General features: G+C 73.1%; 18 protein-coding genes and 1 pseudogene. 11 read left to right on the forward strand and 8 right to left on the reverse strand.

Features of this window, described 5'->3' with window-relative positions:
- Positions 1–14: 14 nt before the first annotated feature.
- The 4 genes and pseudogenes from ACILQ5_RS15635 to pdhA form a co-directional block, all read right to left on the reverse strand.
- Entirely contained in the window at positions 15–1,151 is a 1,137-nt protein-coding gene (locus ACILQ5_RS15635) for a dihydrolipoamide acetyltransferase family protein (RefSeq protein ID WP_395658946.1), read from the reverse strand.
- Between the two features lie 124 nt (positions 1,152–1,275).
- A pseudogene (locus ACILQ5_RS15640) lies at positions 1,276–1,440 on the reverse strand (biotin/lipoyl-containing protein); the annotation flags it as partial.
- 12 nt (positions 1,441–1,452) lie between these two features.
- Positions 1,453–2,439 carry an alpha-ketoacid dehydrogenase subunit beta gene (locus ACILQ5_RS15645; protein WP_395658947.1) on the reverse strand — a complete coding sequence of 329 codons (987 nt, stop codon included), beginning with the start codon at positions 2,437–2,439 and terminating at the stop codon, positions 1,453–1,455.
- The gene (gene pdhA, locus ACILQ5_RS15650; RefSeq protein ID WP_395658993.1) at positions 2,439–3,638 is read right to left on the reverse strand and encodes a pyruvate dehydrogenase (acetyl-transferring) E1 component subunit alpha; all 1,200 of its coding nucleotides are present in this window, start codon (positions 3,636–3,638) and stop codon (positions 2,439–2,441) included. Before pdhA ends, ACILQ5_RS15645 begins: the two co-directional genes overlap by 1 nt.
- A 239-nt stretch (positions 3,639–3,877) precedes the next feature.
- Here pdhA and ACILQ5_RS15655 point away from each other — a divergent pair, with 239 nt between their 5' ends.
- Positions 3,878–4,330, forward strand: a complete 453-nt coding sequence (locus ACILQ5_RS15655; protein WP_395658948.1) for an SRPBCC family protein — start codon at positions 3,878–3,880, stop codon at positions 4,328–4,330.
- A 75-nt stretch (positions 4,331–4,405) separates the two neighbouring features.
- Here ACILQ5_RS15655 and ACILQ5_RS15660 read toward each other — a convergent pair whose 3' ends face one another.
- Positions 4,406–5,377, reverse strand: a complete 972-nt coding sequence (locus tag ACILQ5_RS15660; RefSeq protein WP_395658949.1) for a glutathione S-transferase family protein — start codon at positions 5,375–5,377, stop codon at positions 4,406–4,408.
- Between the two features lie 40 nt (positions 5,378–5,417).
- Positions 5,418–6,584 carry a glycoside hydrolase family 3 N-terminal domain-containing protein gene (locus ACILQ5_RS15665; protein WP_395658950.1) on the reverse strand — a complete coding sequence of 389 codons (1,167 nt, stop codon included), beginning with the start codon at positions 6,582–6,584 and terminating at the stop codon, positions 5,418–5,420.
- A 74-nt stretch (positions 6,585–6,658) separates the two neighbouring features.
- On the opposite strand from ACILQ5_RS15665, the gene ACILQ5_RS15670 reads away from it, so the two are divergent.
- Both ACILQ5_RS15670 and ACILQ5_RS15675 read left to right on the forward strand, forming a co-directional pair.
- Entirely contained in the window at positions 6,659–7,231 is a 573-nt protein-coding gene (locus ACILQ5_RS15670) for a helix-turn-helix domain-containing protein (protein WP_395658951.1), read from the forward strand.
- Positions 7,231–8,505: an MFS transporter gene (locus tag ACILQ5_RS15675; RefSeq protein WP_395658952.1), complete on the forward strand. Its 1,275-nt coding sequence runs from the start codon at positions 7,231–7,233 to the stop codon at positions 8,503–8,505. Before ACILQ5_RS15670 ends, ACILQ5_RS15675 begins: the two co-directional genes overlap by 1 nt.
- Here ACILQ5_RS15675 and hisC read toward each other — a convergent pair.
- Both hisC and ACILQ5_RS15685 read right to left on the reverse strand, forming a co-directional pair.
- Complete coding sequence (gene hisC / locus ACILQ5_RS15680) at positions 8,495–9,565, reverse strand: histidinol-phosphate transaminase (RefSeq protein ID WP_395658953.1); 1,071 nt, start codon at positions 9,563–9,565, stop codon at positions 8,495–8,497. The genes ACILQ5_RS15675 and hisC overlap by 11 nt on opposite strands.
- 5 nt (positions 9,566–9,570) lie before the next feature.
- Positions 9,571–10,140, reverse strand: coding sequence for a VanZ family protein (locus ACILQ5_RS15685; protein WP_395658954.1), 570 nt, complete (start codon positions 10,138–10,140; stop codon positions 9,571–9,573).
- Between the two features lie 61 nt (positions 10,141–10,201).
- Here ACILQ5_RS15685 and ACILQ5_RS15690 point away from each other — a divergent pair, with 61 nt between their 5' ends.
- From ACILQ5_RS15690 to ACILQ5_RS15725, 8 genes are all read left to right on the forward strand, one after another.
- On the forward strand, positions 10,202–11,536 hold the full coding sequence (locus ACILQ5_RS15690; protein WP_395658955.1) for a carotenoid oxygenase family protein: 1,335 nt from the start codon (positions 10,202–10,204) through the stop codon (positions 11,534–11,536).
- Positions 11,537–11,682: 146 nt separating this feature from the next.
- The gene (locus ACILQ5_RS15695; RefSeq protein ID WP_395658956.1) at positions 11,683–12,612 is read left to right on the forward strand and encodes a DUF3068 domain-containing protein; all 930 of its coding nucleotides are present in this window, start codon (positions 11,683–11,685) and stop codon (positions 12,610–12,612) included.
- A 51-nt stretch (positions 12,613–12,663) separates the two neighbouring features.
- Complete coding sequence (locus tag ACILQ5_RS15700) at positions 12,664–13,065, forward strand: phage holin family protein (protein WP_395658957.1); 402 nt, start codon at positions 12,664–12,666, stop codon at positions 13,063–13,065.
- Between the two features lie 70 nt (positions 13,066–13,135).
- Positions 13,136–13,636 (forward strand): low molecular weight protein-tyrosine-phosphatase, encoded by a 501-nt coding sequence (locus tag ACILQ5_RS15705; RefSeq protein ID WP_395658994.1) that lies wholly within the window; start codon positions 13,136–13,138, stop codon positions 13,634–13,636.
- A complete protein-coding gene (locus ACILQ5_RS15710; protein ID WP_395658958.1) occupies positions 13,633–14,499 on the forward strand; it encodes a fructosamine kinase family protein in 867 nt (288 codons plus the stop codon). The genes ACILQ5_RS15705 and ACILQ5_RS15710 overlap by 4 nt, the downstream gene beginning before the upstream one ends.
- Positions 14,500–14,567: 68 nt before the next feature.
- Positions 14,568–15,272 carry a response regulator transcription factor gene (locus tag ACILQ5_RS15715; RefSeq protein WP_395658959.1) on the forward strand — a complete coding sequence of 235 codons (705 nt, stop codon included), beginning with the start codon at positions 14,568–14,570 and terminating at the stop codon, positions 15,270–15,272.
- A complete protein-coding gene (locus ACILQ5_RS15720) occupies positions 15,269–16,669 on the forward strand; it encodes an ATP-binding protein (protein ID WP_395658960.1) in 1,401 nt (466 codons plus the stop codon). Before ACILQ5_RS15715 ends, ACILQ5_RS15720 begins: the two co-directional genes overlap by 4 nt.
- A complete protein-coding gene (locus ACILQ5_RS15725; RefSeq protein WP_395658961.1) occupies positions 16,666–17,199 on the forward strand; it encodes a hypothetical protein in 534 nt (177 codons plus the stop codon). The genes ACILQ5_RS15720 and ACILQ5_RS15725 overlap by 4 nt, the downstream gene beginning before the upstream one ends.
- The last annotated feature ends 20 nt before the right edge of the window (positions 17,200–17,219 follow it).

A 17,219-nucleotide genomic window follows, 5' to 3' on the forward strand; every position in this document is an offset into this window, starting at 1 on the left:
CGCCGGCCTCCGCCCTAGAACAGCAGCGCCGAGGCCGGGTCGTTGAGGATGCCGGCGACGTCGGCGAGGAAGCGCGAGCCCTTCTCGCCGTCGATGTGCCGGTGGTCGAAGGAGAGCGCGAGCGTGGTGACGTCGCGCGCCACGATCTCGCCGGTCTCCTCGTCGACCCACGGCTGCTTGCGGATGGCGCCGAAGCAGAGGATCGCCGACTCGCCCGGGTTGATGATCGGCGTGCCGGAGTCGACGCCGAAGACGCCGACGTTGGTGATCGTGAAGGTGCCGCCGCTCATCTCCGCCGGCTGGGTCTTCCCGTCCCGCGCCGTCGCGGTCAGGGCCGTGAGCGCCCGGGCCAGGTCGGGGAGCGACAGGTCCTGCGCGTCCTTGACGTTCGGCACGACCAGGCCTCGCGGGGTGGCCGCGGCGATGCCGAGGTTGACGTAGCCCTTGTAGACGACCTCCTGGGCGGCGTCGTCCCACCAGGAGTTGATCTCCGGCGTGCGCCGCATCGCGAGGATGACCGCGCGGGAGAGCACCAGCAGCGGCGAGACCCGGACGTCGCGGAGCTCGCGCCGGGCCTTGAGCCGCTCGACGAGCTCCATCGTGCGGGTGACGTCGACGGTGACCCACTCGGTGACGTGCGGGGCGGTGAAGGCGCTGGCGACCATCGCCGAGGCCATCATCTTGCGCACGCCCTTGACCGGCTCGCGCGTCTCGGCGCCGTGGTAGCCGATGACGTTCGTGCTCGGCGGCGGGGCGCTGCCCGCTCCGCTCGCGGCCGACTGGACGTCCTCGCGGGACACCGTGCCGTCGGGGCCGGTCGGGGTGAGCGCGGTGATGTCGACGCCGAGGTCCTTGGCCAGCTTGCGCACCGGCGGCTTGGCGAGGACGCGGACCGCCGCGGCGGGGGCAGCGGCGGCAGGCGCCGGGGCCGCGACCGCGGGCACCGCGGGCTCGGCCTCCTCGTCGGCCTCCACCATCGGGGCCGCGCCGGACTCGAAGGCGGCCTGCGCCTGCATGTGCGCGGCGGCCGCGCCGGAGGAGACCTTGCGGGCCCGCCGGACCGGACCGCGGTCGGCCTTGTTGCGGCCCACCAGCGACTCGCCCTCGCCGCCGCCGGAGGCGGCCGGGTTGGACAGGTCGATCTCGCCCATCGGGGCGGCCGGCGCCGCGGGCGCCGGCCGGCGCCGCGGGGGCCGACGGGGCCGCGTCCGCGCCGATCGCGATGATCGGCGTGCCGACGGCGACGGTCTCGCCCACCTCGACGAGCAGGCCGGTCACCTCGCCGGCGTACGGCGAGGGGAGCTCGACGATCGACTTGGCGGTCTCGATCTCGACGACGATGTCGTTGATCGCGACCACGTCGCCGACCTTGACGTGCCAGGCGACGATCTCGGCCTCGGTGAGGCCCTCGCCCACGTCGGGCAGCTTGTACTCAGGCATGTGCGGAAACCCCTAGAACTCGAGCGAACGGTCGACGGCGTCCAGCACCCGGTCGAGGTCGGGGAGGTAGTCCTCCTCGATCCGCGACGGCGGGTAGGGCGTGTCGAACGCGCCCACGCGCAGCACCGGCGCCTCGAGCGAGTAGAAGCAGTGCTCGGTGATCCGCGCCGACAGCTCGGCGCCCATGCCGAGGTTGACGTGGGCCTCGTGCGCGACGACGGCACGACCGGTGCGGCGCACCGACTCGTAGACCGGGGTGAGGTCCAGCGGCGAGAGCGTGCGCAGGTCGATGACCTCCAGCGACTTGCCCTCGGTCGCCGCTGCCTCGGCGGCGGCCATCGCGGTCTTCACCGTCGGGCCGTAGGCCAGCACGGTCGCGTCGGTGCCGCGCCGCACGACCCGCGAGGAGAACAGCGGGTCGGGCGTGGCGGTCTCGTCGAGCTCGGCCTTGTCGGCGTGGTACTGCCGCTTCGGCTCGAGGAAGATCACCGGGTCGTCGCACGCGATCGCCTGCTGGATCATCCAGTAGCCGTCGACCGGGTTGGAGCAGGCCACGACCTTGAGGCCGGGGGTGTGCGCGAACTGCGCCTCCGGGCTCTCGCTGTGGTGCTCGACCGCGCCGATGCCGCCGCCGAACGGGATCCGGATGACCATCGGCATCTTCGTGCGGCCCTGGCTGCGGAAGGTCATCTTCGCGACCTGGCAGACGATCTGGTCGTAGGCCGGGTAGACGAACCCGTCGAACTGGATCTCGACGACCGGGCGGTAGCCGCGGAGCGCGAGGCCGACCGCGGTACCGACGATGCCGGACTCGGCCAGCGGGGAGTCGATGACGCGGTCCTCGCCGAAGTCCTTCTGCAGGCCGTCGGTGATGCGGAAGACGCCGCCGAGCTTGCCGACGTCCTCGCCCATGAGCAGGACCTTCGGGTCGTCCTCCATCGCCTTGCGCAGCCCCATGTTGAGGCCCTTGGCGAGCGTGATCTTCGTGGTCTCAGCCATCAGTGCGCCCCCTCGAAGCTCTCGAGGTACGCCGCGAAGCCGTCGCGCTGCTGCTCGAGCTCCTCGGTGATCTCGGTGTAGACGTGGTCGAAGATGCTCAGCGGCTTCGGGTCGGGCAGCGCCTTGCAGCCCTCGCGCAGCCGGTGCCCGAGGTCGTCGGCCTCCTGCTGGAGCCCGGCGAAGAAGTCGTCGTCGGCGACGCCGTTGCGGCGCAGGTAGGCCTCCACCCGCGCGATCGGGTCCTTGAGCTTCCAGCGCTCGAGGTCGTCGGAGAGCCGGTAGCGGGTCGGGTCGTCGGTCGTCGTGTGCGCACCCATCCGGTAGGTGTAGGCCTCGACGAGCGTGGGGCCCTGCCCGTCACGGGCGCGCTGGAGCGCGGCCTGCGTGACGGCGTACGTCGCCAGCACGTCGTTGCCGTCGACGCGGACGCCCGGGAAGCCGAAGCCGAGGGCCCGCTGGTAGAGCGGGATCCGGGTCTGCCGCTCGATCGGCTCCGAGATCGCCCACTGGTTGTTCTGGCAGAAGAAGACAACGGGCGCGTTGTAGGACGCCGCGAAGATGAACGACTCGTTGACGTCGCCCTGCGAGGACGCGCCGTCACCGAAGTGCGCGATGACCGCCGTGTCGCGGTCAGGGTCACCGGTGCCGACCATGCCGTCGCGCTGCACCCCCATCGCGTAGCCGGTCGCGTGCAGGGTCTGGGCGCCGATGACGATCGTGTAGAGGCCGAAGTTGTTGTCGGCGGGGTCCCAGGAGCCCTGGTCGACGCCGCGGAACAGGCCGAGCAGGTCCAGGGGGTCGACGCCCTTGCACCAGGCAACGCCGTGCTCGCGGTAGGTCGGGAAGACGTGGTCCTGCGGGCGGAGCGCGCGGCCGGCGCCGATCTGCGCGGCCTCCTGGCCGAGCAGCTGCGCCCAGATGCCGAGCTCGCCGTGCCGCTGGAGGGCGGTGGCCTCGGTGTCGATGCGCCGGGTCAGCACCATGTCGCGGTAGAAGCCGAGGATGGCGTCGTCGCCGAGGTCGAAGGAGAACTCCGGGTGCTCGACGCGCTCGCCCTCCGGCGTCAGCAGCTGGACGAGCTCGGGGCCGCCGTCGAGCTGCGAGGGGCCGAAGACCTCGACGAGGTCCGGGCCGAACTGGCCCGACTCAGGGGGAGGTGTCTCACCCGTGGGCTGCGTGGTCACGTGCGCTCCTTCGATGTCGTCGGCCGTCCGGGGTCTCCGCGTGCCGATGGCTGTCGCTCCGGACGCGGGACGCGGGGGTGGTGCGCCCTGTGACCCGGAACACAATCGTGCACCGCCAACGTACTAAACCGTTCGTCGCCCCCGCCAATCGCCCGGGGCGTCGGTGGTCGCGCGGTATGAACCAGGCGCCGTCCGCCTCCGCACCCCGCGACCCCGCAGCGCGCCGGCCCGACGCGCCTGCCTAGGTTGGGGACATGTCCTCCAGCAAGTCGGCGCGCACCACGATCGCCGCACCGCCCGCCACCGTCTTCGCGATCCTCGCCGACCCGCGCCAGCACCCGCGCATCGACGGGTCGGGCACCGTGCGCGGCTCGCTGACCGGCCCGGAGCGGCTGGAGCTGGGCTCGGAGTTCGGCATGGAGATGAAGATGGGCGCGCCGTACCGGATCCGGAACCGCGTCGTCGAGCTCGAGGAGGACCGGCTCATCGCCTGGCGCCACCAGGGCCTGCACCGCTGGCGCTACGAGCTGACGCCGACCGCAGACGGCGGCACCGAGGTCGTCGAGACCTGGGACCTCTCGCGCTACCCCGGCCCGGTCGCCAAGGCCTTCGACCTGGCCCTCGGCCGCAAGACCCAGGCGGCCATCGAGGCGACCCTCGTCAAGCTCAAGGCCGCCGCCGAGGCCGACGCCGCCGTGACCTCCTGACGCCGCGGACCTACCCTGGGCCGGTGCAGCTGGAGTTCAGCGGCGACGTCTGGGAGTGGCGCGACGTCTGAGGAGCTAGACCCGCTCGCGCCCGTGCGGCGTCAGCCAGCCCGCGACGTCCGGGCCCTTCGGGACCACCTGCGAGGGGTTGATGTCCTTCTGGACGACGTAGTAGTGCCGCTTGATCTGCTCGAAGTCGGTGTTGTCGCCGAAACCGGGGGTCTGGAACAGGTCGCGGGCGTAGCCCCACAGCGCCGGCATCTCGACGAGCTGGTTGCGGTTGCACTTGAAGTGCCCGTGGTAGACCGCGTCGACGCGGGCCAAGGTGGTGAACAGCCGGACGTCGGCCTCGGTGATCGTGTCGCCCATCAGGTAGCGGCGGTCGGTGAGCCGCTCCTCGAGCCAGTCCAGCGCGGTGAACAGCCGGTCGTACGCCGTCTCGTAGGCCTCCTGCGAACCGGCGAAGCCCGCGCGGTAGACGCCGTTGTTGACCTCGGTGAAGACCCGCTCCATCACGTCGTCCATCTCCTCGCGGACGGCGTCGGGCCACAGGTCCGGGGCGTCCGGGCGGTGGTGGTCGCGCCACTCGAAGTAGAGGTCGTGGGTGATCCACGGGAAGTCGTTGGTGACGACCTCGCCCGACGGCACGTCGACGACCGCGGGCACCGTGATGCCGCGCGGGTAGTCGGGGACCCGCGCGAAGTAGGCCTCCTGGAGGCGCTCGATCCCGAGGACCGGGTCCCGGCCACCTGGGTCGAGGTCGAAGGTCCAGCTCCGCTCGTCGTGCACCGGGCCGCAGAGCCCCAGCGAGATGACGTCCTCGAGGCCGAGCAGCTGGCGCACGATGATCGACCGGGTCGCCCACGGGCAGGCCTTCGCGGCGACCAGGCGGTAGCGCCCCGGCTCGACCGGCCACAGGTCGCCCTCGACCGGCCCGTGCTCGGGCTTGCGCCCGCCGCGGGTGATCCGGTCGGGGAGGTAGTCCATGTCGCGGTCGTACTCGCCGTCGGTGAGGTAGCTGCCGTGGTCGTCCCCGGTGTGACCCATGGCCCCACTGTAGGAACCACGTGGTCAGCCCCCCGCGGCGCTACGGGCCGTGCGGGAGCAGCCCCTGCCGGTCCTTGGCCTCGAGGACCCGGAGCACAGCGGCATCGACCTTCGCCCGGAACGCCGCACTCCGCCGCGCCCGCTCGAGCAGGGCGTGGTACATCGCCGGCACCGGCGCCGGGTCGACGCTGAGCACCAGGTCACCGCCGGCGCCGACGAACCGCAGCGCGCGGCCGCCCGGCGACCACGACGCCACCTGGCGCGCTCGCGCCAGGTCGTCGGACACCACCACGCCGTCGAAGCCGAGGTCGCCGCGCAGCATCGTCTCGATCACGAACGGCGAGAAGGCCGCCGGACGGTGCGGGTCGAGCCGGGCGTAGTACGCCGTCGACATCATCACCAGCGGCACCCCGGCGTCGACCGCGGCAGCGAACGGCCGCAGGTACGGGTCGTGCCGCCGGGTCACCCGGTCGGTCACACCGGCGTCCGTGTCGGTGTTCGCGTGCACCCGGCCCAGGCCCGGGAAGTGCTTCGCGACGGGGACGACACCGCCGTCGTCCATCCCGCGCAGGAAGGCCACCCCGTGGCGGGCCACCCGGGTCGTCGTGTAGCCGAACTCCCGGTCGTAGCGCCCGATCGGTGGGTTGTGCCGGGCCGCCCGGAGCCCGGGGACGGTGTCCACCACCGGCGCCAGGTCCATGTTGACGCCGGCTGCGCGCAGCTCGCGCGCCCAGGACGCCGCGGCGCCGCGGAGCCGGGCCGGCGCCCAGGTCCCCTGCACCAGCGCCGTCGGGATGTCGGAGAAGCCGGGGCCCTGGAGCACCCGCACCTGGCCGCCCTCCTGGTCGGTCGAGACGAGCAGACCGACCCCGCCGGTCGCCGCCGGCGACACCTGGGCCCGCATCGCGCGGGAGACGCGGGCCGGTGCAGCCCGGCCGCCGTAGCTGCGACCGGTCAGCATCACGCTGCCGACGTGCAGCCGGCGGACCTGCGCCCAGGTCCGGCGGTCCACGTGGTCGGCCGGCGTGCCGACCATGAGCAGCTGGCCGACCCGCTGCGGCAGGGTCAGGTCGGCGAGCACGGAGGCCGGGGTGGGCCGGACGACCACGGTGCGCGGGCGCAGCTCCGTGGCGTGGTGGACGGCCTGGGCCGGGAGCAGGGCGGTGGCGGCGGCGACGAGGAGGGCGAGGGGGGAGCTGGGGGACATCGCCGGCGACCGTACCCGACCCCGATTGCAAAGAAATGTTTGCAAATGTTCCTGTGCAGTTCTACGGTGGCGCCATGGACGTCACCTCCATCACCCCCAGCCCGGACGCGCTGAAGGCCCTCACCCACCCGCTGCGCCTGCGGATGCTCGGCACCCTGCGCATCGACGGGCCGGCGACGGCGACCACCCTGGCGACCAAGCTCGGCCTCAACACCGGCGCGACGTCGTACCACCTGCGCCAGCTAGAGCGGCACGGCTTCGTCGTGGAGGACACCGAGCGCGGCAACGCCCGGGACCGCTGGTGGCGCGCGGCCCACCAGGCCACGATGACCGACACCGTCCGTCCGGCGGACCCGGGCGAGAAGGAGACCCTGGAGGCGTACCTCCAGTCGGTGGTCGTCGTGATGACCCAGACCCTGCAGCGCTCGGTCGAGGAGCTCGGGCTGCTGACGCCGGAGTGGTCGGACGCCGTCACCTACAGCGACTGGGTCACCCGGCTGAGCCCGGCGCGCGCCAAGGACCTGATCCAGCGGGTCGCCGAAATGCTGAGCGCCGAGCCGGAGGAGGAGGGCGAGGACGCCGTCCAGTACGTCGTCCAGCTCAACGGGTTCCCCTACCCCGGACGTGTCGGTGGGAGCGAGGAGTGATGGCCGCCGCGACGCACCTGCGGCGGCCGCTCTACGGCTGGCTGACCGCCGACGCGATCTCGCTGGTCGGCACCCGGGTGTCGATGATCGCCCTGCCCTGGTTCGTCCTGGTGACGACCGGCAGCCCCACCCGCACCGGCCTGGTCGCGCTGGCCGAGATGCTGCCGATGGTCGTCCTCAAGGTGCTGGGCGGCCCGATCATCGACCGGCTCGGTGCGCGCCGGGTCACGGTCGCCTGCGACCTCGGCTCGACCGTGGTCGTCGGCGCGATCCCGCTCCTGCACCACACCGGCCACCTGACGTTCGGGCTCTTCCTCGGGCTGGTCGCGCTCGCCGGCGCACTGCGCGGACCGGGGGACGCGGCCAAGAACGCGCTGATCCCCGCGATCGCGGCCCACGCGGCCGTGCCGATGGAGCGGGCGACCGGGCTCAGCGGCGCCGTCGAGCGCTCGTCCTCGATGCTCGGCGCGGCCGGGGCGGGCCTGCTGATCGCCGCGGTCGGGCCGACCAGCGCGCTGGTCATCGACGCCGGCAGCTTCCTGGTCTCGGCGCTCGTCATGCTGTGGGCGACCGCGGGACTCCCCCGCACCCGGCCGTCGGCGCGGACCGAGACGGAGCCCGAGACCGACGAGCCCTACCGCAAGCAGCTCCGTGAGGGCTGGGACTTCCTGCGTCACGACCCCGTGCTGCTCGGCATCGCGGTGATGGTCGCGCTGACCAATCTGCTCGACCTGGCCTGGGCCTCGGTGCTGGTCCCGGTGTGGGCCCGCGACACCGGCGGCGGGGCCGCGGCGATCGGCCTGGTCTTCGCCTTCTGGGCGGGCGCGTCGGCGGTCGGCGCGCTGTGCGCCGCGGCGTGGGCGGACAAGATGTCGCGCTACCGCACCTACCTGGTCGCGTTCCTCGTCACCGGGCTCCCCCGGTTCGTGCTCTTCGCCCTCGGGGTCCCGCTGTGGGTGATCCTCGGCTTCTGCCTGATCGGCGGCTTCGCCTCGGGGTTCCTCAACCCCGTGCTCGGCGCGGTCATCTTCGAGCGGATCCCCGAACCCCTCGTCGGCCGGGTCACCTCCCTCACCACCGCGATGTGCTTCGCGCTGATGCCGCTCGGCGGCCTGCTCGGCGGCGTCCTCGTGACCGGTCTCGGGCTGTCCTGGGCGATGCTCGCCGTCGGCCTCGCCTACTTCGCGGTGACGATGCTGCCGGCCGTCGACCCGCGCTGGCGCGAGATGGACCGCCGGCGGGCACCGGCGGAGGTCGCCGGGGTCAGCGCCTGAACGCGGCGGCGACCGCGACCAGCCGGTCGTTCGCCTCGGTCTCGCCGATCGACGCCCGACAGCCCTCGCCGGCGAACGGGCGCACCACGATCCCGGCCTCGTCGGCGGCGGCCGCGAACTCCAGCATCCGCTCGCCGAGGTCGAACCACACGAAGTTGCCCTGCGCCTCCGGGACGTCCCACCCGACCTCGCGCAGGCCCGAGACGACCCGGGACCGCTCGGCCACCAGCGCCTCGACCCGCTCGAAGAGCTCCGCCTCCCGCTCGAGCGAGGCGATCGCGGCCGCCTGCGCCACGGTCGAGACGCCGAACGGCAGCGACACCGCCCGCAGGGCTGCGGCGATCGGGGCCGGCGCGACGGCGTACCCGACCCGGAACCCGGCCAGCCCGTAGGCCTTGGAGAAGGTGCGGGTCAGCACGACGTTCTGGTGGGCGCGGTAGGTCGCGAGGCCGTCGACCGGGTCGGCCATCCGCACGAACTCGAGGTAGGCCTCGTCGACGACCACCAGGACGTGCGACGGGACGCGCGCGAGGAACGCGTCCAGCTCCGCCTGCGAGACGGCCGGGCCGGTGGGGTTGTTGGGCGTGCAGACCAGGACCACCTTGGTGCGGTCGGTGATCGCTGCGGCCATCGCGTCGAGGTCGTGGCGGCCGTCGGCCCCGACCGGGACCTTCACCGCTGTGGCGGCCGCGGCCGTGACCGCGATCGGGTAGGCCTCGAAGGAGCGCCAGGCGAAGACGACCTCGTCCCCGGGGTCGCAGAAGGCCTGGACCAGCTGGTAGATCAGGCCGACCGACCCGGTCGCGACCGAGAGGTGGTCGACCGGCACGTCGAGCTTCTGCGCGAGCGCCTCGTAGAGCGCGACGCTGCCCATGTCCGGGTAGCGGTTCATCGCGGCGACACCGGCCTGCACGGCCTCGACGACGCCGGGCAGCGGCGGGTAGGGGTTCTCGTTCGACGACAGCTTGTAGGAGGTCATCCCGGGGCGCGCCGTCGGCGGCTTGCCGGCGACGTACGGCGGGATCTCCGCGACGTTCGGCCGGGGCTGGGGCGTGGTCATGCGGCTCACCCTAGGCGCTGCGGGGAGCGGTGCCGCCAGGGCCGCAGCAAGAGCGCGAGCAGCACGCCGACCCCGATCCCGACCACCGCACCGGTGACGTTGTCGACGACGTCGGTGACGTCGCAGGCGCGGTCGATGCGGGCCAGCGCGAGCTGGGTCGCCTCGATCCCGACCGAGTACGCCGCCAGCAGCGCCAGCCCCAGCGGCAGCCCCAGCCACATCGCCCGTGGCCATCGCGCCAGGGCGAGCACCAGCAGGGCACCGGCGGGGACGAACACGACGGCGTTGAGCGCCCGCTGGGTGCCGGAGAAGATCCAGAACCCCTCCGGTGCCGGCCCGCCGATGTCCCACGAGCACGTGGTCAGCCTGCCCTCCGCGGGGACGATCCCGGGGGCGCCGTTCGCCGGGATCAGCGTGATGGAGCCGATGACGGCCAGCCACCACAGGAACCCGGCGATCGCACCGGCGGTGACCCAGCCGAGCCGACGCCGCAGGGCCAGCGCCAGCAGCGCGCACACGGCCGCCGCTGCCAGGATCAGGAGCAGCATCACCCGTACGCCACCGACCGGGAACACGGTCCAGACCGTAGCGGGCGACGGGGAGCGCCGACCGGCGTGGTGGCCGTATCGTCGCGAGATGAACCGCTACCTGCTCGACGGCTTCGCGCCGGTGCACGAGGAGCTCACCGTGTTCGACCTCCCGGTCACCGGGTCCGTCCCGGAGCACCTCGACGGCCGCTACCTCCGGATCGGGCCCAACCCGGCCACCGACCCCGGCGAGGGCTACCACTGGTTCCTCGGCGAGGGCATGGTGCACGGCGTCCGGCTCGAGGGCGGCCGCGCCCAGTGGTACCGCAACCGCTACGTGCGCCCACGGGGCGACGACTTCGCCCCCAACACCCACGTCTTCGAGCACGCCGGCCGCACGCTGGCCGTCGTCGAGGCCGGCGCGACGCCCTACGAGCTGACCGACGAGCTCGACACGGTCGGACCGTGCGACCTCGGGACCGTCACCGGCGGCTACACCGCACACCCGCACGAGGACCCGGCCACCGGTGAGCTGCACGCGATCTCCTACAGCTGGACCCGCGGCAACCTCGTCGACTACTCCGTGGTCGGCACCGACGGCCGGGTGCGCCACCAGGTCGAGATCGAGGTGACCGGCAGCCCGATGATCCACGACTGCGCGCTCACCGAGAACTACGTCGTCGTCTACGACCTGCCCGTCACCTTCGACCTCGGCATGGCCGCCGGCGAGGTACCCCGTCCCCTGCAGGCCACCGACCGGCTGATCGACCAGACCCTGCGGACCGGGGCGCCCAGCCGGCTGCCGTACTCCTGGGACGCCGACTACCCCGCGCGCATCGGCCTGCTCCCCCGCGACGGGGGCAACGCCGACGTGCGCTGGTTCGAGATCGACCAGTGCTACGTCTTCCACACGCTCAACGCCTACGAGCAGGGCACCGAGGTGATCGTCGACGTGGTCCGTCACGACCGGATGTTCGCCACCGACTTCACCGGCCCCAACGAGGGCCCGGCCTACCTCACCCGGTTCACGATCGACACCGCCGCCGGCAAGGTCCACGAGCACCGCTTCGACGAGCACAGCCAGGAGTTCCCCCGCTTCGACGAGCGCCTCACGGGCCGCCGGCACCGCTACGGGTACGCCGCCGGGGTGGTCGCGGCCGGCGTGCGGACCGGTGACGCCGTCCTCAAGCACGACCTCGTCGCGGGCACCAGCACCGAGCGCCACCTCGGCCCCGGGCGGGAGGTCAGCGAGTTCTGCTTCGTCCCGTCGTCGGCGGACGCGCCCGAGGACTCCGGGGTGCTGATGGGCTACGTGTTCGACCCGGCGGCGGGGACCAGCGACCTGGTGCTGCTCGACGCCGAGACCCTCGAGGACGTCGCGGCCGTCCACCTGCCCGGCCGGGTGCCGGCCGGGTTCCACGGCAGCTGGGCACCGCGGCCGTAGGACCTCCGGACCCGGGAGTGTGGCCGGTCGGGTGAGACCTTTGGCCCGGGACCAGCGGCCCCCGTCGGGACCTTCGCACCTAGCGGGACCGGGACACCGTTGCTGGGATGGCGGGGACACCACCTCCCCGGACGGAAGTCGACCCGATGCGCAAGATCCTCGCCCCAGTCCTGATCGGTCTCGGTTGCTTCCTGGTCACCATCGGAGCGGTCGCCTGGTTCTGGGCGCCCGCCCAGGTCGAGCGGACCCCGCTGGACACCGACAACACGACCCACCTCTCGGGCGAGGCTCAGGTCGCCGGCGGCGCCGACCTGAGCCTGCAGGCGACCCCGGTGCTCGCGTGGAGCGTGAACCAGGTCGACAGCGACGCCTCCACCGACGACGTGGCCGTGTGGGACACCTCCCTCTGCGTGGTGCGTGACAAGGGTGGGATCGACGGCTGTGTCGACGCCGACGACCCGGAGGGCCGGCTGATCAGCGCGGAGACCGACGTCTTCGCGACCGACCGACACACCGCCCTGACGGTCCCGAACGGCGACTACGTGCCGGCCGGGACGCCGCAGCAGGAGGGCCTGCAGAACAAGTGGCCCTTCGGCGCGGAGCAGAAGACCTACCCGGTCTGGGACGGCATGATCGGCGGCGCGGTCGACGCGACCTACCAGCGCACCGAGGACATCGACGGGCTGGAGACCTACGTCTACCGCGCGGACGCCAGCGCAACCGGCGTGAACGTGATCGGCGACGTCCCGGGCGACTACCAGCAGACGGCCGAGTACTACATCGAGCCGCGGACCGGCGCGATCATCAAGCAGGTGGTGCACCAGGAGCGCACCGCCGACGGCATCGGCAAGATCCTCGTGATGGACCTCGCCTTCACCGACGACCAGGTGCAGACCAACGTCGACGACGCCCGCACGAACATCCAGACCCTGCGGCTGATCGAGGACATCGTGCCGCTCGTCGGGTTCGTCGGCGGCGGGCTCGTGCTGCTGGCCGGCGTCATCCTCCTCCTGACGGGCCGGCGCCGCACGCCGACGCCGGCCGAGGAGCCGACCGAGGCGGTGCCGGTGGCCTGACGGCGGGCCGGCGCCGCACGACCCCGCGGGACCTGGCCCTAGGCTGGAGCCGTGGGTTTCCTCAAGTTCCTGGGGTGGCTGGCGACCAACGCGGTCGCCCTGGCCGCAGCGGTGCTGATCTTCGACGGCATCGGGTTCGGCGACTCGACCGGGTGGGACCAGGTGTCCGACAACGTCGGGGCGCTGCTCTTCGTCGCGCTGATCCTCGGCATCGTGAACTCGTTCGTCAGCCCGATCATCAAGGTCCTGTCGATCCCGTTCATCATCATCACCCTCGGGCTGTTCCTGCTGCTGATCAACGCGCTCATGCTGCTGTTCACGGAGTGGTTGGTGAACCTGTTCGACATCGACTTCTACGTCGACGGGTTCTGGAACGCCGTCGGTGGTTCGATCGTGATCACGATCGTGACGTGGGTGGTCGGCCTGCTCTTCGGCGACGCCCAGGAGGTCTGACCCCCGCGTGCCGCCCGCCCTGCCGTCTGCTCTGCCGCCCGCCCGCACCCCCGGCGAGTACCGGGTGACGATGGTCTGCCTCGGCAACATCTGCCGCTCGCCGATGGCGCACGTCGTGCTGGCCGAGCGGCTCGTCGACGCCGGGCTCGACGACGTGGTCGAGGTGACCAGCTCCGGCACCGGCGGCTGGCACGTCGGCGACCCGATGGACCGGCGCGCGGCCGCGACCCTCACCGCGTCGGGGTACGACGCCACCCGGCACCGCGCCCGCCAGTGGGACGGCGACCGCGAGGGCGACCACGGCGACGACCGGGCCGACCTGGTGCTCGCGATGGACCGCCAGAACCTCGCCGACGTCGGCGGACCGTCCGACCGGGTGCGGCTGTTCCGGGACTTCGACCCGCGGGATCCGGGGAGCGAGGTGCCCGACCCGTACTACGGTGGGGACTCCGGTTTCGAGGAGGTCCTCGCCATGGTCGAGCGGACGGCGGCAGCGCTGGTCTCGGCACTGGAGCGCGACCGTCCCTGGGCGGGGCCGGCCGGCCGGCGCCGGGAGGGACCGGCGTCGTGACCCGCCAGCCGCTGGTCGCCCGCCGGGCCGAGGAGCTCCTCGGCTCCTCCGTCGTCGCCACGGCCCCGGTCGCCGGCGGCGACATCTCGACCGCGACGAGGTTGCGGCTCAGCGACGGCACGACCGCGCTCATGAAGACCCTGCCGCACGCCCCGGCCGGCTTCTTCGGGGCCGAGGCGGCCGGGCTGCGGTGGCTCGGCGAGGCCACGTCCGCCGGCGGAGCGGCCGTGCCCGAGGTCCTCGGCGCCGACGAGGAGTGCGTCATCATCCGGTGGGTCGAGCCCGGCAAGAGCTCGGTCGACGTCGCCGCGACGCTGGGCCGCGAGCTGGCCGCGACGCACGCGGCCGGAGCGCCGACGTTCGGTCTCGACCGGGACGGCTTCGTCGGTCGGCTGCCGATGCCCAACCGGCCGACCGACACCTGGGCGGAGTTCTACGCCGTGCGCCGGCTGCTGCCCTACCTCAAGCTCGCCCGCGACCGGGGTGCCGCCGACGCGGCCCAGACGGCCGCCGTCGAGGCGGTCGTGCCGCGGCTGGCCGAGCTCCTCCCCGAGGAGCCGCCGGCCCGGCTGCACGGCGACCTGTGGAACGGCAACGTCCTGTGGGGGCTCGACGGCCGGGCCTGGCTGATCGACCCGGCGGCGTACGGCGGCCACCGTGAGATCGACCTGGCGATGCTCGCCCTGTTCGGTCTGCCCCACCTGCCCCGGGTGATCGACGCGTACGCCGAGGTCGCGCCGCTCGCCGACGGCTGGGAGGACCGGGTCGGCCTGCACCAGCTGTTCCCGCTGCTCGTCCACGCCTGCCACTTCGGCGGCGGCTACGCCGGCCGGGCCGCCCAGGTCGCGGCCCGCTACACCTGACGGACCCGTGACCCGCCCGGCCGCGGCGTTCTCAGTACCGACTCAGCCTCGGCTGGCAGAGTGAGCGCGTGACCAGCTCCTCGGTGCCGAAGCCCCGCGTGCTCGTCGTCGACGACGACAAGGCCGTCCGCGAGTCGTTGCGTCGCTCGCTCGAGTTCAACGGCTACGACGTCTCCCTCGCGGCCGACGGCGCCGACGCCCTGGCCGGCATCGCGTCCTCGGCCCCGGACGTCGTCGTGATGGACGTGATGATGCCCCGGCTCGACGGCATCGAGACCACCAAGGCGCTGCGCACGGCCGGCAACGACGTCCCGATCCTGGTGCTCACCGCCCGCGACGCGGTCGGGGACCGGGTCGAGGGGCTCGACGCCGGCGCCGACGACTACCTCACCAAGCCGTTCGCCCTCCAGGAGCTGCTGGCCCGGCTGCGCGCGCTCCTGCGCCGCGTCGCGCCGCGCGACGACGACGAGGAGGAGCTGCTCGCCTTCTCCGACCTGACCATGGACGTCGCGACCCGCGAGGTGCACCGCGGCAGCCGGTCCATCGAGCTGACCCGCACCGAGTTCGCGCTGCTGGAGATGTTCCTGCGCCGGCCGCGACGGGTGCTCGAGCGGTCGTTCATCCTCGAGGAGGTCTGGGGCTACGACTTCCCCACGACCGCGAACTCCCTCGAGGTCTACGTCGGCTACCTGCGTCGCAAGACCGAGGCGGAGGACGAGCCGCGCCTGATCCACACCGTGCGCGGCGTGGGTTACGTGCTGAAGGAAACGTGACGGTCCTGCACCCCGACACCGACGGCTGGTGGCACTACCGCCGGTCGCTGGCGAGTCGGGTCACGCTCCTCACGACCATCGCCGTGGGCGTCGCGGTCGCGTTCGTCGCCGCCGGCGCCTACCTGACCGTCCGGATGCAGCTCCAGACGACCCTCGACGACTCGCTCTCCGAGCGTGCCGCCGCCGCGTCGCCGGAGCTGTGCTCGATGCGACAGGACGTCCCGCCGGAGTACCTCGGCACCACGGACACCTGGGTCGCGTGCATCCGCGGCTCGTTCGGCTTCGCCCGCGGCACGATGCCCTTCGACATCGGCAACGCCGAGGTCGCGGTGCTCCGCGGCGACACCCACAAGTCGATCCGCACCGTCGTCGGCAACGACGGCACCCGCTGGCGGGTGATCGCCCTGCACCGCGACGGCGACGACGGCGAGACCTTCATCATCGCCCAGTCGTTGACCCCGACCGAGCGGGTGCTCCAGAAGCTCGGCCTGGTGATGCTCCTCTTCGGGATCGCGGGGATGATCGCCGCCGGGATGGCCGGCTGGGGCGTCGCGCGCAACGGCCTGCGACCGGTGCGCCGGCTCACGTCGGCGGTCGAGGAGGCCGCCCGCACCGAGGACCTGCGACCGCTCCCGGTCGAGGGCGACGACGAGGTCGCGCGGCTCGCGACCGCGTTCAACCAGATGCTGGCCGCGATCGCGGCCTCCCGGGACCGCCAGCGCCAGCTGGTGGCCGACGCCGGCCACGAGCTGCGCACCCCGCTCACCTCGCTGCGCACGAACCTCGACCTGCTCAGCCAGGCCGACAGCGCGGGCGGCCTGCCCGCCGAGGCGCGCGAGGAGCTGCTCGCCGACGTGCGGGCCCAGATCGAGGAGATGACGACCCTCATCGGGGACCTGATGGAGCTCTCCCGCGACGAGCCGCTCACCCACGTGGTCGAGGAGATCGACCTGGTCGAGATCGTCGAGCGGACCGTCGCCCGGGTCCGGCGCCGGGCGCCGGGCGTGACCTTCGACGTCAGCACCGAGCCCTGGTACGTCGTCGGCGAGGAGGCCGGCGTCGAGCGCGCGATCACCAACCTGCTCGACAACGCCGCGAAGTGGAGCCCACCCCAGGGCACCGTCACCGTGCGGCTGGAGGACGGCGTCCTGGTGGTCGACGACGAGGGCACCGGCATCGCCGAGGCCGACCGGCCGCACGTCTTCGACCGGTTCTACCGGTCCCAGGAGTCGCGGTCGATGCCGGGCTCCGGCCTCGGCCTGTCGATCGTCCGCCAGGTCGCCGAGCGGCACTCCGGCACCGTCGAGGTCGGCGTCTCGCCGGCGGGCGGCGCCCGGATGACCCTCTGGCTGCCCGGGTCCACGGCGCCCGTCCCCGACTGGACGCCCGCGCCGTGAGGCGCCGCACCGCCGCCGCGCTGGCCGCGGTGGGGGCGTCCCTGCTCGCCTCCTGCTCGTCGGGGAGCGACGCCCCGGAGCCGACCGCCCGGGAGTCGAAGGCGGTCGACGTCGCGTGGAGCCCGTGCGACGGGCTCACCGCGGCCGGTGTCAGCCGGCTGGCCGGGGACCCGGTCACCGAGCGGACCGGCACCGCCGACCAGCCGCGCTGCACGTTCGTGCCGGTGCACGAGGGCGGGCCGGCGTACGACGTCTCCTACCTCTACTTCGACGGCGGCCTCGACGCCGCGCTCGACTCGATGGGCGCGATCTCCCGGCAGCTCCGGCCGGTCGACGTGGCCGGCGCCGACGCCGCGCGGCTCGCGGTGAAGCGGCGCAGCACCGGGGTCCTGGTCACCGGGCTCGTGCAGACCGACGGCCTGGTGCAGAGCGTCAACGCCGTCCAGGTCGCGCCGTACGACGAGCAGCGGCTGGTCCGGTCCACGACCGCCCTGATGGCCGAGCTCGCCCGGGCCGCTCCGCAGGGGTAGTCCCCTGACCGCGAGAATAC

Source organism: Nocardioides sp. (genome assembly GCF_044226305.1).
GTDB lineage: Bacteria > Actinomycetota > Actinomycetes > Propionibacteriales > Nocardioidaceae > Nocardioides.

Coding starts and splice junctions, on each gene's coding strand:
- ACILQ5_RS15635 (WP_395658946.1), bottom strand. CDS start 1,151: ATGGGCGAGATCGACCTGTCCAACCCGGCCGCCTCCGGCGGCGGCGAG.
- ACILQ5_RS15645 (WP_395658947.1), bottom strand. CDS start 2,439: ATGGCTGAGACCACGAAGATCACGCTCGCCAAGGGCCTCAACATGGGG.
- ACILQ5_RS15690 (WP_395658955.1), top strand. CDS start 10,202: ATGAACCGCTACCTGCTCGACGGCTTCGCGCCGGTGCACGAGGAGCTC.
- ACILQ5_RS15695 (WP_395658956.1), top strand. CDS start 11,683: ATGCGCAAGATCCTCGCCCCAGTCCTGATCGGTCTCGGTTGCTTCCTG.
- ACILQ5_RS15670 (WP_395658951.1), top strand. CDS start 6,659: ATGGACGTCACCTCCATCACCCCCAGCCCGGACGCGCTGAAGGCCCTC.
- hisC (WP_395658953.1), bottom strand. CDS start 9,565: ATGACCACGCCCCAGCCCCGGCCGAACGTCGCGGAGATCCCGCCGTAC.
- ACILQ5_RS15675 (WP_395658952.1), top strand. CDS start 7,231: ATGGCCGCCGCGACGCACCTGCGGCGGCCGCTCTACGGCTGGCTGACC.
- ACILQ5_RS15665 (WP_395658950.1), bottom strand. CDS start 6,584: ATGTCCCCCAGCTCCCCCCTCGCCCTCCTCGTCGCCGCCGCCACCGCC.
- ACILQ5_RS15705 (WP_395658994.1), top strand. CDS start 13,136: ATGGTCTGCCTCGGCAACATCTGCCGCTCGCCGATGGCGCACGTCGTG.
- ACILQ5_RS15655 (WP_395658948.1), top strand. CDS start 3,878: ATGTCCTCCAGCAAGTCGGCGCGCACCACGATCGCCGCACCGCCCGCC.
- ACILQ5_RS15660 (WP_395658949.1), bottom strand. CDS start 5,377: ATGGGTCACACCGGGGACGACCACGGCAGCTACCTCACCGACGGCGAG.